Origin of the sequence: Terrisporobacter mayombei (genome assembly GCF_020748465.1) — a bacterium.
GTDB classification, from domain to species: domain Bacteria; phylum Bacillota; class Clostridia; order Peptostreptococcales; family Peptostreptococcaceae; genus Terrisporobacter; species Terrisporobacter mayombei.
The window spans coordinates 528,869-544,819 of record NZ_JAHZMP010000001.1 but is presented as its reverse complement, the minus strand read 5'-3'; the positions used below and the strand labels follow the sequence as shown (position 1 = coordinate 544,819).

Below are 15,951 nucleotides of genomic sequence, written 5' to 3'. Positions count from 1 at the left end.
TGACTAAAATTCCATAAATGTAGATTAAGTTTATTTGCTTATTGAAGAAAGTATATTAGGAAAATCAGTAAATATTCCGTCTACTTTAAGTTTTAATAGTTTTTCGTATTCTTCAACAGTATTTACTGTGTAACAAAGAATTTGTAGATCCCTTCTGTGGCATTTCTTAATAAAATTATTGTCTGTAATAGAATAACTACTGCTTATATAAGTAGATTTGTTTTTTATAGATTTTGAAAAGATCATACTTTTAAGTCTATATTTATAAAATTTTTCACTTATCAAATAAGACCTTGCTATTTTAGGACAAAGAACTTTTACTTTATGAAGGCTTTTCATCCTAAAAGAAGATATAATTACTCTTCTTTCCATTTTTAATTCCTTTACTAAGTCGATCACATTTTCTTCTAAGTTTTTATATTTTATTTTACTATTTTTTAGTTCTATGTTTATTATAAAGTCTGTCGGTTTAAATAATATAAGAACTTCTTTTAGAGTAGGTATTTTGCAGTCCTTATTATTTTCATAATTTTTAAAATTAGAATTTAAAGACTGAAGTTCCCTTAAAGTGATATCCTTAATATAACCGGTACCATTAAATGTTCTATCAACTTTTTCGTCGTGTATAACTACAAGTTGATTATCTTTTGTTTTTTGAACATCTAGTTCAATGCCATATATGTTCAAGTTAAGACATTTTTTAAAGGCTAACATGGTGTTTTCTGGATAAAATCCACTTAGTCCTCTATTGGCGATTATTTTCATTATCTAAACCTCCAAACTAAATTTTAAGTAACAGGATAAGTATGCCACGAAATAAAGACTTAGACATTGGCGTTATGTACGAAGGCAAACTTATTTTTGGTTAGCTATTTCTTCTGCTAGATTATTTAAATATTCCCATCTTTCATATTTATGTTCTAATTCTTCTTCTAACTTTTCTTTTTCATTCATTATTTCTTGAAGTTTTGTAAAGTTTGTTGCAAACTTGCTTGTATCTCCTTCGAGTTTTTCTATTTTTTCTTCTAATTTTGCAATATCATTATCAATAGTGTCAAACTCTCTTTGTTCATTAAAAGAGAACTTAAGTTTTTTATCATTTTTTGGCTTTTCTTTTTTAACTTTTTCTTCTTTAGGAGCACTTTGATCAAATTCCTCAAATTCTATTCTTTCATTTTCTCTATATACTATATAATCACTGTAATTTCCTGTATATATATGAATTTTACCTCTACCTTCATAGGCGAATATTTTATTACAAATTCTATCAAGGAAGTATCTATCATGGGATACAGTTATAATGACACCTTTGAATTCATCTAAGTAGTCCTCAAGACGATTTAAAGTTTCTATATCTAGGTCATTTGTAGGCTCATCAAGTAAAAGAACATTAGGTGCAGACATTAAAATTCTAAGAAGGTGTAATCTTCTTCTTTCTCCTCCAGACAACTTTCTAATATAAGTATACTGCATAGTTCCATCAAATAAGAATTTTTCACACATTTGAGAAGCAGTAATTTTACTTCCATCAGCAGTTGTGATATAGTCACTTTCTTCTTTTATATAATCGATGGCTCTCATATCCGGATGCATATGTGAATCATCTTGAGAGAAACAACCTATTTTAACTGTTTCACCTATTTCAATTTCACCACTATCTGGTTTGATTTTCCCGTCAAGTATGTTAATTAGAGTAGACTTACCTAAACCATTTTTTCCTATAATACCTATTCTGTCATGTCTAGCTAAAGTGTATTCTAAATTATCGATTACTTTTTTATTATCAAAAGTTTTAGATATATTATGTATTTCTATAATTTTGTTTCCCAGCCTTGAAGATCCTACAGATATATCTAACTTCTCATCAATTACATTTTTATCTGCATTAACAAGTTCATCAAATCTTTGTAGTCTTGCTTTTTGTTTAGTACTACGGGCCTGAGCTCCACGTCTAACCCAAGCAAGTTCTGTTCTAAGTAGATTTTGACGCTTAAGTTCTGATGATTGTTCTAAATCGAGTCTTTCGGCTTTTTTTTCTAAAAAAACAGAGTAGTTACCATCATAGCTAAATAACTTACCTTTGTCTAATTCTATTATTCTATTAGTAACTCTATCTAAGAAATATCTATCATGAGTTATCATAAGTAATGAACCTTTAAATTTATTTAAATATTCTTCTAACCAGTCTATTGTATCGTTGTCTAAGTGGTTAGTAGGTTCGTCTAGAATTAACAATTCACAAGGAGTAATTAAAGCAGAAGCAAGAGATACTCTTTTTCTTTGTCCTCCAGATAATTCTTTGACTTTTTGATTAAAGTTTTTTATACCTAATTTCATAAGTACAGTTTTTGCATCACTTTCTAAATCCCATAGATTTAAATCATCCATTTTACTTTGAAGAGAAAGTAGTTTATTATTTAAACTTTCATCATAAGTATTATTTATTTTTTCTAATATATCTTGGTACTGACCGATTAATTTCATTTCAGAAGAAGTACCTTTAAACACTTGTTCAAGAACAGTGGCTTCTTCATCATAGTACGGGTTTTGTGGAAGATATTCAATTCTGACTTTGTTAGCCTTGATTGTAGTTCCAGTTTCACTTTCCTCAGTTCCAGCTATTATTTTTAATAAAGTAGATTTACCAGTACCATTAACACCGATAAGTCCTATTTTTTCTCCTTCATTTATACCCAGAGAAATATTATTCAATAATGCCTTTTCTGAGTAGTTTTTACTTATATTTTCTAAGCTTATTAAATTCATTTCTATCACCTTTGCATATTATCATTTATTATATTTATAGATAAAATTATAAAAAACAATGATTTTCAAATATAGTAATAATATTTTAAACCTTATTTATATTTTTATAATTATTAGTCAAAATATAAACTTATTATAACTCAAATACATATTCATAGACTAGTGATTTTGAAAAGTTAAAATTTTATAAATGAAAGTTTGATGTTTATTGAAAAGATATGTAAAATTTATAGTATTAGGATTAAAGAAGAGAATTATACAAGATATAAAAATTAGGGGGAATAAGATGAAATTTTATGTATCTCAGTTAGTAGAAACAGAAAAAATTTTACCAATACTAAGAAAATATGATGTAGGTTTGGAAGTTGTTCAGTTTGCTAATCCTTATATATTGGATAATAGATATGAGATTATGGAGATATACAAAAAGGAGCTAAAAGATTTATATAAAAATGTTGATTTAATAATTCATGGCCCATATGCAGATTTGTGTCCGGCAAGTCGCGATAGTGAAATAAAAAGGATAACAAAGTTGAGAATGGATCAAGCATACGAGGTAGCAAATAGTTTAGGCGCAAATAAAATTCTTTATCATAATGGATATACACCAAGGACTTATACGTATATAGAATGGAAAAATAACGCGTATGATTTTTGGACTGATTTTATAAAGGGAAAAAATAATAAGGAAATAGTTATAGAAAATGTACTTGATGAAGATTACGAGCTTTTGGATGATTTAATGAAGAAAACAAATAAAGATAATTTTTCTATATGTATAGATATAGGTCATATAAATGCTTATTCTGAAATAAGTGTGGAAGAATGGATAAATAATCTTTCTTATAAATTAAATCATATACACTTACATAATAATTATAAAGATAAAGATAGTCATTATGGAATAGATAAAGGAAGCATGGATGTAATACGCATACTTAAGAAATTAAATGATATAAATAATGATATAACTATTTCTCTGGAAATTACAGATTTAGAACAGTTGAAAGAATCTTTGGATATATTAGTAAAAGAGGGTTTTATAAAACTGAATACACAAAAATAGGTAGCTATACATAGCTACCTATTTAACTTATAAAGTTTTTTTCCACTTAGTTACGTAGTCATCAAGTATTCTTCTTAAAGCTATACCAATAGTAGCGTAAGCTTCATCATATAGGTTAGCAAGTGAAATTCTTATAGACCATTCAGGTCCAGCAAATCCACCACCACCAAGTAGAACAATTGATGAGTCTTGAGCCAAATCAAATAATATATCCACAGGTTTGAAGTTTGCTTTCAAATAGTTTGCAAATTCTAAGCCATGGTTTTTTTCAGCCCATTGTAATAAATCAAATTCAGTATAGTAGCAAGCATCATTTGGATTATTATTTAATTCTAAACCTAAAGAATTAAATAACAATTGCTTACGTCTAATGCATATATCCATAGTTTTTTTCTTGTATTCATTCTTTCTATCGATAAGAGTGAATGCAGAGAAGAAGGCCATTTGAACTTGTTGAGGAGTAGAAAGACCGGCAGTATGGTTTAGGGCTACTTGTCTACTATCAGCAACTATTCTATCTATAAAAGGTACATTTTCTGGTATTGGGTTCATATCAGAGTATCTTTTATTGGTTCTCTTTCTTATAGAGTAAGGTAAATTTTTTATTAATTTATCAAATACATTTTCTTCATGTAAAGCAATAGTACCAAGTCTCCAACCTGTTACACCAAAGTATTTTGAATAAGAGTAAGTTCCTATGGTATTGTATGGTAAATCTGCCATTAAAGATCTGAATCCTTGAACAAAAGTACCATAAACATCATCGGAAATAATCATTAAATTAGGATTATGATTATTAACTATATCTACTATTTTTGATATGGATTTATCACAGATGGCTACTGAAGGTGGATTACTTGGGTTAACTACAAATAATGCTTTTATATCTGAATCTGCTAATTTTTCCAATTCTTTTTGTGAGCATTGCCAAGTATGTTCACCTTTTTCATCAACTTCATCAGAGTTTATATATACAACTTCAAACTCGTATCTTGGAAGATGAGGAATTTCTAAGTAAGGTGTAAATACAGGAGTCATTATGGCAATTTTATCTCCTTTAAGAAGTAAGTTATTTGCTATTAATGAATCAAATATATAACACATGGCAGCAGTGGCACCTTCCACTGCAAACACATTAAAGTCTCCACCTTTTTCTAAGTCATATTTCATTTCTGTTTTTAGATATTCTTTAACTATTTTTTCTATATGAACAAGCATTCTGTCAGGGAAAGGATAGTTATCTCCAATTATTGCATCAGTTAATTCATGTAAAAAATGGTCAGCATCAAATTTTAAATCATTGATACCATAATCTATAATTTCTTTTAAAGTATTTATGCCTGGCATAGTAGCATTTTTATCAACAAATTTACAAAAACGATCATATACTCCTGTTTTTTTAGGTATTCCAGTTAAATCACCATTATCCCAAGAATGTCTACTTTCTGTTACGGCAAAATGACCAAAAGTAAAAAATGCTTCTCTAGGTGTGGCAGCAACCCAATTTGGATTTCCGCGACCAGCATCAAGTAAAGTTCTAGTACTTTTCCTATTCGATATGGTAGCTAGCTCTATAAGTTTATTTTTGAATTCAAAAGGACTTATTTGACCATATATATTTTCTAATTCTTGTCTATTAAGATTTACACCCGTCATTAAAAGATTCCTCCCTATGTATATTTATAAAAAGTTTTGTCATTTATATTATGTCATTAATATTTAAAATTTACTTATCACAGATTTAATTTAATAAGTAAGGTTAAATGTTTAATATAATTATAACATATAAAGTATATTGCTTGGAAGCCTTTAATATAAAAAGGTATATTTTAAAATACAAACTTATTGTAAAGTGATATATTATTTGTTGGAATAAGAGAAATAAAGTAATACTATTATTATGAGTTGAATTTTATAATGTTTTTATTATGGGAGATATATGTATAAAAAATAACATCTATATATAAAAAATGCGTAAGCCATTGACTTTACGCATTTTTTATATGTAAAGAAATTATAATTTATTTATGGTCTAGTTCTTTTATAGTTTCACCTATAATTTTAACTCCTTTTTCTATATCTTCATCAGATAGTCGAGACAACCCTAGTCGAAGGGTATTTTGGCCTTTATCATCAATATAAAATAAATCACCAGGCATAAAGATTACATCTTTTTTATAGCATTCATTAAGAAGTTTTCGAGTATTTAAATCTTTAAAAACTAAAAACAAATGAAGTCCTCCATCGCCTAATATATAATCACATTCTATGTATTTTTCAACACACTGTTTGGCAAAGTTAAATTTATCCCCATAAAACTTTCTAGTCTTTTTTATATATTTTTCAAAGGCTCCATTTTGTAAATAATCATACAAGATGCCTTGATCTAAGAAAGAAACATGTATAGTAGTACATCTTTTTACACTTTCTAATCTATCTATCAGATTTTTATCACATATAATCCATCCTATTCTAAGTCCTGGAAATAATATTTTAGAAAAACTACCAATATAAATTACACCATTGCTATTGTTATCTAAAGAACAAATAGGAAATATATGAGAAGAAGAATAGAGAAGTTCCTCGTTGAATCCATCCTCTATAATTGGGATGTTATTTTTTTTCATTAAATTATAAAACTTGTATCTATTTTCTGGAGACATAACCATACCTGTAGGATTATGATAAGAAGGAGTAATATAAGAAAATTTTATTTTGCTTTTATATTTTTTTAACTTCATATCTAAGTCTTTAAAATCAAGACCATTTTCATCCATGTTTATTGGAATAATATTAAGTCCATAGGATTTCATTATTTTTATAGAGGTATTATGTGTAGGATTTTCACAAAATATATAATCACCTTTATTAGTTAGTGTTGAGATTATAAGATTTAATCCTTCCGTAAAACCATTGACTATTAGAATGTCTTTATTTGTAGTATTTACACCTTTTTTGTTCATATATCTATGTAAATAGTCTATTAATGGCTTATATCCCTGGGCATAGCCATAGTTTAGTAACTTGTGACCTTCCAAATTAAATCTATTTAAAAAAGATTTTTTTAACTCTTCCATATCAAATAAATCGCCATCAGGAGATATACTTTTAAAAGAGATTTGACCAGATTTCCATCGTATTTCACTTTTCATAATATCCATCTTATTGGCAGTTTTCATATAATCATTTTCAAAGTTTTTATAATTTATATTCCAGTGACTGTTACTGATATTATTATCACTATTCACAAAAGTTCCTTTTCCAGAAATAGAATAAATAATACCATCAGACTTTAACTCTTCATAAGCCGATATAATAGAGTTTCTACTTACATTTAAAAGCAAGCTAAGCTCCCTTGTTGAAGGAAGCTTAGAATTGTGAGGAAGAAGTCCTTTAGAAATCATTTCTTCCAAATATTTTTTTATCTGAATATATATTGGTTCATTTTCATTAATTGTTAAATCGGAGAATAACAAATTATCACCTCTAAGCTTTATTTATATAAAGTAATTATATTAAATAAACTTGTTTTAGTCTAGGCTATTATTTTATTGACGTCTCCAATATTTTGTCTACTAATTGGCTATAAGATAAACCTTTAGCATTAGCACTTCTTGGGATTAAACTTGTAGTTGTCATTCCAGGAAGTGTGTTTAGTTCAAGAACATAAAATTTTCCATTTGATAATATAAAATCTACTCTTACATAAGCTCTACAGTAGAATATATCCCAAATTGTTTTAGATGCTTTATCAATTTGTTCTTGTAATTCATCATCTAAATAAACTATTTCTTCTTTTGCTGCGCTAGCACCAGTTGAGTATTTTGCTTCATAGTCAAAGAAACCTTTAGTAGTTGATATTTTTATCGTTGGATAAATTTCACCATCTAAAACAAAAGAAGTGTATTCATCACCTGGTAGATATTGTTCTATCATCACCACATTATCAACTTCTAAACCAGCCTTTACAGCAGCCTCAACATCTTCTTTTCTTTCAACTTTGAAAGTAGCAACAGAAGAACCACCACTATTTGGTTTTATAAAAATCGGATATCCCATTTCTTCTATTTTGTCATAGTCTATATCATCTATTGATTTTGCTATAGTCCAATCCGCAGTTGGAACACCAGAATCTCTTAACATTTTTTTAGTAATATTTTTATCCATACACATGGCAGAAGTTAAAGGTCCACATCCAGAATAAGGAATATCCATAGATTCTAATATGGCTTGTATAGTACCATCCTCACCGTACTTACCATGTAACATTAAAAAAGCAAACTCGATACCTTCTGGCATTTTATTTATAACATCCATTTTATTATTTAAGATTATTTCATGTACTTCATATTTATCTCTATCTAAAGAATTAAGAACAGATCTTCCTGAATTTAAAGAAACTTCCCTCTCTGTAGAAATTCCACCCATTAAAACAGCCACTTTTTTCTTCATAATTAACAACTCCTTAATATAACTCATGTAAAATACATAAGATAAAAATTCACATATATTATTTTTTGCCACTAGCATTTAGCTTTAGTCAAGCAAATAATTTCCAATCGCTTGTAGTTTTGTGGTAAATTTATTTTTCTAGTAACAATTATATGTTTAAGTTGTTAAATCTGAAAGTACCACAGATAGCTTAATTTTTAAATAGCGTGGTTTTTAAAAAAGAAAAGAGGAATGTACTAAATGCAGCATTCTTCTTTTCTTTATTTTAAAACATCTTCCATGACTCTAAATATGTTTCTATGAGTTATTTTATCTATTTCATCTTCAAGATAACCTCTTTTTCTAAGCTCTCTAGTAACATTGTTAGAATGAGAAGCACTTTGAAGATTTTCTACATTGGGATTACTCACATCTTGTGAAAAAGAAGAAAGTGTATCACTCTCTAAATAATCACAATAATCAAAACCTAAACAGATATGATCAATACCTATTAAATCTGACATATAGTCTATATGATCAACAAATCCTTGGAGATTTTGCTTATCTTTATTATGACTTACAAAACCGCTAAATCCATTAAGTCCAACTACACCACCGCTTTTTGCAATAGTTTTTAATTGTTCATCAGATAGATTTCTTTTAACATCACATAATGATTTTGCATTGGAATGAGATGCTATTATTGGTTTTGAAGCCACATTTACTAAGTCCCAAAAAGATTTTTCGTTTAGATGAGATACATCTACCAACATGTTTAAATCTTCTAACCTTTTAACAGTATTTTTACCAACTAAAGTTAACCCCCTATTATCATCACCACAAACTCCAGTAGCCAGTTCGTTTTCTTCATTCCAAGTGAGAGAAGCATGTCTAACGTGAACTTCATTATGATAATAGTTAATTTTATCTAGATCACTACCTATATGACTTAAGCCTTCCATACCAATTACAATATCAACTTTGCTCTTGAGAAAACACTTTCCAATATCTTTATATGATCTCACCACATTAATAATATCTTTGCTTTCATTAATTTCATCTTTTAAAGCACTTACTATTTCCTTTGCTCTAAGGGATGGATTACTATCATAGGGTGGATCTATCCATATAACAAAGATACTACCACAAACATTACCTTTTTTAAAATTATTCAAATGATAATTTTTAAAAATATTATTTTCGCTTTTTTCTCTTCTTAAAGTAATATGAGTGAAAGTATCAGAATGACAATCAAATATCATAATACCCCTTCTTTCATAAATAGTTTACTTGCTACATTAAAAAATTTCCAACTATTATGCCGCAGTAATTTCCTATTACATATCCTAAAGTTCCTATTAGCATAATCGGTGCTATAAGTTTAGACCAAGATTTAGAAACAGCCATAGCTGCTGCAGTTGTAGGACCACCGATACATGCATTAGATGCTAAAATAGCTTCTTCTAAGTTAAAATTGAATAATTTTGCAGCTCCAAATGTTACTAACATATTTATTAAGACTACTATTAAACAAAACACTAGTAAAAGTGGTGAATTATTAATTATAGATGATATTGACGCAGGAACACCTATAACCACAAAGAAAAGATAAATTAAAAATGTGCCTATTTCTTGAGCACCACCTAAGTTTCCAAAAAAATCTGATTTAAGAGTAGCGCAAAGCATAGTTACAGTTGTTATTATTAAATATTGGTTACCTAGTAAAGTATTAATTATTTTTAAGAACGCATTAGACGTTGGTATAATAGAAGCTAAAAACTCTGCTAAGCTTACAGATGTAGCAACTATTATAAAAGCAGAACCTATACAAAATCCTATATCTTTTAAAGACACTTCTTTGCTTTTCCAATATGAAGATGCAGCTGTTTCACCTTCTTTTATTCCTACTTTTTCAACTTCTTCTATATGAGGATGATTAAATTTTTGTCTAAAGAAAGCGATAGATGGAATAGAAATTAATACAAAGAAATAAAGAGCCATTAACAGATTATCAGAAACTACTGCAGCTGAAACTAAATCTCCAGGAATATCAAAAGCGCTTGCCATGGCAGCAAAATTTGCACCACCACCTATGTATGAACCAGTCATCATACCAGCTAGTTGTCCTAATTCAGGAATATGTTTATTTAAAAGTAAAAATCCTAAAGTAGATCCAAGCATGGTACCTATGGCACTAACTAAAAATAATACTAGTATCTTTCCACTTTCTTTCCATATCTTTGTGATATTACACTGATAAAGAAGTAGAGTAATTGCTAAGGGAACAACATAAGTCCATACTTGATCATACACCACTGACTCTGTAGGTATAACTTTCAAATTAGATAAAATTAATGCTCCAACAAGAGCGATGATAGCACCTGAAACTTTAGAAGCCCATTCAAATCTTTGTTCTAAATAAATACTAAAAGCTGCCCAACCTGTAATAAAAGCCCATAATACCCATATATTTTCGGAACTGATTAATGTTTTCATAATAACCTCCCATAAATTTTTTGGAAATTTCAATATATTGAAATTGTTTTAATTATAATACAAAATTTACCAAATTTCAATATATTGAAAAAATATTAAGAATATTAATAAAATACTGTGAATATATTAAAAAAATATGTCTTTTGTAAACTTATTTGTTAAATATTATAAATACTTTTTAAGTTTACTTGAAATTTTATTATCTTTAATATAAATTGGAAATATATGTAGTATTATATTTATGAAAATATAAAAAGTATTACATATGAATAAATTGGGAAATTTAATATATTGAAAAAATAAAAGATTATAAGGATTGAAGAGGATTAAGGAAGTGAATAAATGAAAAAAGATATTGATATGAACATTGACATTGGTAAAAAAATTAGAGAATTGAGAAAGAGTAAGAAATTTAGTATTATAGATTTATCACAAGAAAGTGGGTTAAGTACAGGACTTATAAGTCAAATTGAAAGAAATATGGTAGTCCCATCAATAAAAGTTATGTGGAAAATTGCCAATGTATTAGAAGTTAACATTGGTTACTTCTTTGATGAAGATGATGAAAATATAGAGGAAAAGATAGTAGTTAGAAAAAATCATAGAAAATCTATTAATACTAATGACTCTACGAAGTCTTACGAGTTGCTGATGCCAAACTTAAATAATAAAAGCATAGAATTTATTTTGATTACATTAAGTAAAGAGACTAAAATAAATAAAGAGCTAGTTTCTCACAAAGGAGAAGAATGTGGATATATAATTGAGGGGAAGATGAAAATAATACTAGAAAATAAGGAATATATTTTAGAAAAAGGTGATAGTTTCTATTTTGATAGTAAAATTCCTCATGTGTATGAAAATTATGGTGATGAAATATGTGTCTTAGTTTGTGCTATGACACCACCATCATTCTAAAATAAATAAGAAGGTGATATTAATGAAAGCAGAAATTATTACTGTAGGTACTGAAATACTTTTAGGAGATATACTAAACACAAATACTCATTATTTATCTAATGAATTAGCAAATATGGGAGTTGATGTATATTATCAAATAACTGTAGGAGATAATGAAAATAGGTTGCTAAACCAGTTGGAAGAAAGTTTTAAAAGAAGTGACTTAGTAGTATTAACAGGAGGGCTGGGTCCAACAGAAGACGATCTTACAAAAGAAGTCTGTGCCAGATATTTTAACTTAGAAATGGAATTTCACCAACCTTCATGGGATAAAATTATAGAAATACATAATAAAATGAAAAAAACGCCAACTGAAAATAATAAAAAGCAGGCTTATTTTCCTGTTAACTCTATTATACTACCAAATAAATATGGCACAGCGCCAGGATGTATTATGGAAAAAGATAATAAAACTATAATTGTAATGCCAGGGCCTCCAAGAGAAATGAAGCCCATGTTTGATAACTTTGTCAAACCATTTTTACAAAAAAATAGTGAAGATATACTTGAGTCAAAAGTTATTAGAATTATTGGTGTGGGAGAATCAAAGGTGGAAAATGATTTATTAGATTTGATTCAAAACCAAGTAAATCCTACCATAGCAACTTATGCAAAGGATGGAGAGTGTACTGTAAGAATAACAGCAAAGGGGAAGACTGTTGAAGAAGTAGAAAAATTAATTTTACCAGTAGCAAAAGAAATTAAAAATAGATTTAAGGAAACTGTATATGGAGAAGATGAAACCACAATAGAAGATGAAGTTGCAAAAATTTTAGTAAAAAACAACTTAACTATAGCAGTTGCAGAATCTTTTACAGGAGGAATGGTATCTTCTTATCTAATAAATTATCCTGGTATATCTTCAGTTTTTATGGAAGGTTGCGTAACTTATTCAAATGAAGCAAAAATGAAGAGTTTAAATGTAAGAAAAGAAACTCTGAACTCTGTAGGCGCAGTTAGCGAGCAGTGTGCAAGAGAAATGGCAGAAGGAGTTGCTGCAAGACATAATACTAATATTGGATTATCTACAACAGGCATTGCAGGTCCAGAGGGTGGGACTGAAGAAAAGCCTTTAGGGCTTGTATATATGGGAATTAAAATAAATAATAATACTATTGTGAAAAAATACATATTCAATGGTGATAGACAACAAATTAGATACAGAGCGTGTAAAACTTTGTTAAATGACTTAAGATTAGAATTAATAAATATGATATAGATTTTAGGAGGCAAAATGATAAGACATATATTTTGTGACTTAGATGGAACACTTTACAATAATGGAATTAGTGATGAAGATATAAAAGCCATAGAGGAGATAGAAAAAGAAGGTGTAATATTCCATGTGGCAACAGGAAGAGTTTTTAAACAGGCATATAATATGCTAAATGAAAAAATTAAGTTAAATGGATATTTTATTTGTGAAAATGGTTCTTTCATTTTTGATAAATATAAAAATTTAATATTTAAAGAGCCAATAGATGATTATTTAGTGAGAAAAATTATAAGCAGATTTGAATCAGACTTAGCTTATCTTTATTTAAAATATAATGGAGATATTATTTTGAGTGGAGGAGAAGAAGTTTTTAGTAATTATACTAAGGATTATATTTTAGATGAAGAAATGTTTAAAAAAGAAAATTTTGACAACTTAGTAGGAAATGTAGGTATAGTGTCAAATAATATGGATGAACTTAAAAGATTAGAGTATTATTACAAAAATGAATTTAGTGAAGTTTGTGATATTTACTTATCTGGGCCTTATACCCTAAATATAGTTCCTAATCACGTATCTAAACGTCATGGAATAGAGCATATTTGTGAAAAATATAATATAAACTTAAATGAAGTTGCAACTATGGGAGATTCACCTAATGATATATGTATGTTAAAAGATATAAAATATAGTTTTGCAATGGATAAATCAAATAAAGATGTTAAAGAAAGTGCATCTTATATAGTTAATAGCGTTAGAGATGGAATAGAAAAAATTAAAAAAATAAATAGGACTAAATAATAGTCCTATTTATTTTATACACAATTTTCTAATGTGTAAGAATTTGCTGTGTTAGTCAAGATTGAGTCAAGAACATGATTTACAATCATGCTACAAACATATGATGAAAACTTTAAGTCATTTTCATAGCTAGTTTGAATAGATTTATATTTTTTGTATAGGTTATGGAAGAATTCTTCCACATTATAATCAATTTTGTAATTTAAATCACAATTTGAAAAATCCATGTCTTTAGCATAAGAAGCTAGCTCCTTTTCATAGACAACATGCTTATTCATGCTATGAGTAAACTCCCAACGTTCGCTATGAGGAGTAGTGAAAAAGTCACATAGAAAATGACAAATAACACCTAACTCTTGACTTAGCTTACTTATGGAAAAATATTTTTTTAAAGAATCTAAAGTTAAGTGACATAGATATTTTATTTTTTCAAGAACCATAGATAGAGACTCATCTAAATAATGCTTATTCAGCACATATTTCGAAGAGATATCTGGTTTAATGTTACCATAAATAAAATTCTTTTCACTTAAAAAGAAAGATTTATTTGACTCTAGATTATCTAATACAGATTTAGATATAATAAAATGTGTGTTTATTAACATTGATTCACCTCATAAGTTTTGTGTATAGCTAAACGATATATTTGAATTTTCTAAATTTTTGCTTATAATAACTATCTATTAAATAATAGCAAGAATGAAAAAAAATTTCAATATGATAATGCTTCCAATTAAAAATTATTACTACGAATTAAGGAGAGGAAGAAATGAAAAAAGTATTAGTTTTATTAGCAGATGGATTTGAAGAAATAGAAGCGCTTTCAGTAGTTGATGTGCTTAGAAGAGGTAATGTCGATTGTAAAATGTGCTCTATTGAAGGTGAGTATGTGAGAGGAACTCATAATATAGTAGTACAATCTGATTGTAATATTAAAGATATTAATACTAGTGATTATGACGCTGTAGTACTTCCAGGGGGATTACCAGGAGCAGAAAACCTAAAAGCGAACTGTGTAAAAGAATTAATTACTAAAATGAATGAAAATAAAAAAATTGTTGCTGCAATTTGTGCTGCACCAGAAACATTAGAATATTTTAATGTACTTGAAGGTAAGAAATGTACATCTTACCCTGGTTTTATCCAAGAAAAAGAAAATGTTTATTATATAGAAGACCAGGCTGTAGTAATAGATGATAATATAATAACTAGTAGAGGACCAGCAACTGCTTTAGCTTTTGCTCTAACAATATTAGAAGAGCTAGGATGTATAAATGAAATGGAAGATATAAAAGAAGGAATGTTAGTGAATTTTTATAATAAATTTACTAAATAACAGGAGTCAAAATGAGGTATAGAAATTATAATGAGATGAATTTTTATAAGAATTTAAAGATAGATTGTAGTAAATGCTTTGGGTTTTGTTGTGTAGCCTTATATTTTTCTACAATGGATAATTTTCCAGAAGATAAGATTGCAGGACAACCTTGTAAAAATCTTAAAAAAGATTTTACTTGTAAAATACATAAAGACTTAAGTAAAAAGAATCTTAAGGGATGTATTAACTATGACTGTTTTGGAGCCGGTCAAAAAGTTGCTCAAAATATATATGAAAATGTAAGTTGGCAAAATTCACAAGAAAAATCACAGGAAATGTATGACGTTTTTGTAGTAGTAAAAAATTTACAAGAAATGATTTGGTACTTATATGATAGTTTTACTTTTACAGAAAGTGAAGACTTGAGAAAAAGAATAAATCAGATGATAATAGAAACAGAAAATCTTACAAATCTTTGTGCAAGTAAAATATTAAATATCAATGTTGAAGAACATAGAACAAAGGTAAATTATTTATTAAAAGAAGTTAGAGCAAATGTAATAAAAGAAATAAGTTCTAAAAGAAAAAAGGATGAACCCTTAGGCTTTGATTTTATAGGGAAAGACCTTAGGAATAAAAACTTAATAGGAGCAAACTTAGCAGGGACTTTATTAATAGGGGCAAATTTACAAGATACGGATTTAAGTGGGGCAATTGCTATAGGAGCAGATATGAGGGGTGCAGATATTAGAGGTTGTAATTTAGAAAATACAATGTATCTTACTCAGTCTCAAATAAATAGTGCAAGAGGAAACTCTAAAACTAAATTGCCTATATTTATAAAAAGACCTTCTTATTGGGAAAAATAAATAAAGAAAATGCCAGCTTATTCTGGTA

General features: G+C 28.0%; 14 protein-coding genes. 6 read left to right on the top strand and 8 right to left on the bottom strand.

Features of this window, described 5'->3' with window-relative positions:
* Nucleotides 1-30: 30 nt before the first annotated feature.
* Both K0039_RS02670 and K0039_RS02665 read right to left on the bottom strand, forming a co-directional pair.
* Nucleotides 31-765, bottom strand: coding sequence for a glycerophosphodiester phosphodiesterase family protein (locus tag K0039_RS02670; protein WP_228103508.1), 735 nt, complete (start codon nucleotides 763-765; stop codon nucleotides 31-33).
* Nucleotides 766-855: 90 nt separating this feature from the next.
* The gene (locus tag K0039_RS02665) at nucleotides 856-2,766 is read right to left on the bottom strand and encodes an ABC-F family ATP-binding cassette domain-containing protein (RefSeq protein WP_228103507.1); all 1,911 of its coding nucleotides are present in this window, start codon (nucleotides 2,764-2,766) and stop codon (nucleotides 856-858) included.
* A gap of 286 nt (nucleotides 2,767-3,052) precedes the next feature.
* Here K0039_RS02665 and K0039_RS02660 point away from each other — a divergent pair, with 286 nt between their 5' ends.
* The gene (locus K0039_RS02660) at nucleotides 3,053-3,832 is read left to right on the top strand and encodes a sugar phosphate isomerase/epimerase family protein (protein ID WP_228103506.1); all 780 of its coding nucleotides are present in this window, start codon (nucleotides 3,053-3,055) and stop codon (nucleotides 3,830-3,832) included.
* A gap of 27 nt (nucleotides 3,833-3,859) precedes the next feature.
* Here K0039_RS02660 and aspD read toward each other — a convergent pair whose 3' ends face one another.
* The 5 genes from aspD to K0039_RS02635 all read right to left on the bottom strand — a co-directional run bounded on the left by aspD (nucleotide 3,860) and on the right by K0039_RS02635 (nucleotide 10,759).
* A complete protein-coding gene (gene aspD / locus K0039_RS02655) occupies nucleotides 3,860-5,488 on the bottom strand; it encodes an aspartate 4-decarboxylase (RefSeq protein ID WP_228103505.1) in 1,629 nt (542 codons plus the stop codon).
* Between the two features lie 365 nt (nucleotides 5,489-5,853).
* Nucleotides 5,854-7,308, bottom strand: a complete 1,455-nt coding sequence (pdxR, locus tag K0039_RS02650; protein ID WP_228103504.1) for a MocR-like pyridoxine biosynthesis transcription factor PdxR — start codon at nucleotides 7,306-7,308, stop codon at nucleotides 5,854-5,856.
* 67 nt (nucleotides 7,309-7,375) lie between these two features.
* Complete coding sequence (locus K0039_RS02645; protein WP_228103503.1) at nucleotides 7,376-8,284, bottom strand: D-alanine--D-alanine ligase; 909 nt, start codon at nucleotides 8,282-8,284, stop codon at nucleotides 7,376-7,378.
* 260 nt (nucleotides 8,285-8,544) lie between these two features.
* Entirely contained in the window at nucleotides 8,545-9,525 is a 981-nt protein-coding gene (locus K0039_RS02640; protein WP_228103502.1) for a dipeptidase, read from the bottom strand.
* 31 nt (nucleotides 9,526-9,556) lie between these two features.
* A complete protein-coding gene (locus K0039_RS02635) occupies nucleotides 9,557-10,759 on the bottom strand; it encodes a DUF819 family protein (RefSeq protein ID WP_228103501.1) in 1,203 nt (400 codons plus the stop codon).
* Between the two features lie 342 nt (nucleotides 10,760-11,101).
* Here K0039_RS02635 and K0039_RS02630 point away from each other — a divergent pair, with 342 nt between their 5' ends.
* From K0039_RS02630 to K0039_RS02620, 3 genes are read left to right on the top strand one after another with little or no spacing between them, the layout of a single operon-like run.
* A complete protein-coding gene (locus tag K0039_RS02630; protein WP_228103500.1) occupies nucleotides 11,102-11,677 on the top strand; it encodes a cupin domain-containing protein in 576 nt (191 codons plus the stop codon).
* 22 nt (nucleotides 11,678-11,699) lie between these two features.
* Entirely contained in the window at nucleotides 11,700-12,938 is a 1,239-nt protein-coding gene (locus tag K0039_RS02625; RefSeq protein WP_228103499.1) for a competence/damage-inducible protein A, read from the top strand.
* A 15-nt stretch (nucleotides 12,939-12,953) separates the two neighbouring features.
* Complete coding sequence (locus K0039_RS02620; RefSeq protein ID WP_228103498.1) at nucleotides 12,954-13,736, top strand: Cof-type HAD-IIB family hydrolase; 783 nt, start codon at nucleotides 12,954-12,956, stop codon at nucleotides 13,734-13,736.
* 14 nt (nucleotides 13,737-13,750) lie between these two features.
* Here the strand turns inward: K0039_RS02620 and K0039_RS02615 are convergent, their stop codons facing one another.
* Complete coding sequence (locus K0039_RS02615; protein WP_228103497.1) at nucleotides 13,751-14,341, bottom strand: zinc dependent phospholipase C family protein; 591 nt, start codon at nucleotides 14,339-14,341, stop codon at nucleotides 13,751-13,753.
* Nucleotides 14,342-14,505: 164 nt separating this feature from the next.
* On the opposite strand from K0039_RS02615, the gene K0039_RS02610 reads away from it, so the two are divergent.
* Nucleotides 14,506-15,072: a DJ-1 family glyoxalase III gene (locus K0039_RS02610; RefSeq protein ID WP_228103496.1), complete on the top strand. Its 567-nt coding sequence runs from the start codon at nucleotides 14,506-14,508 to the stop codon at nucleotides 15,070-15,072.
* Nucleotides 15,073-15,083: 11 nt separating this feature from the next.
* Nucleotides 15,084-15,923 carry a pentapeptide repeat-containing protein gene (locus tag K0039_RS02605; RefSeq protein ID WP_228103495.1) on the top strand — a complete coding sequence of 280 codons (840 nt, stop codon included), beginning with the start codon at nucleotides 15,084-15,086 and terminating at the stop codon, nucleotides 15,921-15,923.
* Nucleotides 15,924-15,951: the final 28 nt, after the last annotated feature.

Bases quoted from the DNA above. Each gene is read 5' to 3' on its own strand.
- K0039_RS02670 (WP_228103508.1), bottom strand. From the start codon at position 765: ATGAAAATAATCGCCAATAGAGGACTAAGTGGATTTTATCCAGAAAAC.
- K0039_RS02665 (WP_228103507.1), bottom strand. From the start codon at position 2,766: ATGAATTTAATAAGCTTAGAAAATATAAGTAAAAACTACTCAGAAAAG.
- K0039_RS02660 (WP_228103506.1), top strand. From the start codon at position 3,053: ATGAAATTTTATGTATCTCAGTTAGTAGAAACAGAAAAAATTTTACCA.
- aspD (WP_228103505.1), bottom strand. From the start codon at position 5,488: ATGACGGGTGTAAATCTTAATAGACAAGAATTAGAAAATATATATGGT.
- K0039_RS02645 (WP_228103503.1), bottom strand. From the start codon at position 8,284: ATGAAGAAAAAAGTGGCTGTTTTAATGGGTGGAATTTCTACAGAGAGG.
- K0039_RS02640 (WP_228103502.1), bottom strand. From the start codon at position 9,525: ATGATATTTGATTGTCATTCTGATACTTTCACTCATATTACTTTAAGA.
- K0039_RS02635 (WP_228103501.1), bottom strand. From the start codon at position 10,759: ATGAAAACATTAATCAGTTCCGAAAATATATGGGTATTATGGGCTTTT.
- K0039_RS02630 (WP_228103500.1), top strand. From the start codon at position 11,102: ATGAAAAAAGATATTGATATGAACATTGACATTGGTAAAAAAATTAGA.
- K0039_RS02625 (WP_228103499.1), top strand. From the start codon at position 11,700: ATGAAAGCAGAAATTATTACTGTAGGTACTGAAATACTTTTAGGAGAT.
- K0039_RS02620 (WP_228103498.1), top strand. From the start codon at position 12,954: ATGATAAGACATATATTTTGTGACTTAGATGGAACACTTTACAATAAT.
- K0039_RS02615 (WP_228103497.1), bottom strand. From the start codon at position 14,341: ATGTTAATAAACACACATTTTATTATATCTAAATCTGTATTAGATAAT.
- K0039_RS02610 (WP_228103496.1), top strand. From the start codon at position 14,506: ATGAAAAAAGTATTAGTTTTATTAGCAGATGGATTTGAAGAAATAGAA.
- K0039_RS02605 (WP_228103495.1), top strand. From the start codon at position 15,084: ATGAGGTATAGAAATTATAATGAGATGAATTTTTATAAGAATTTAAAG.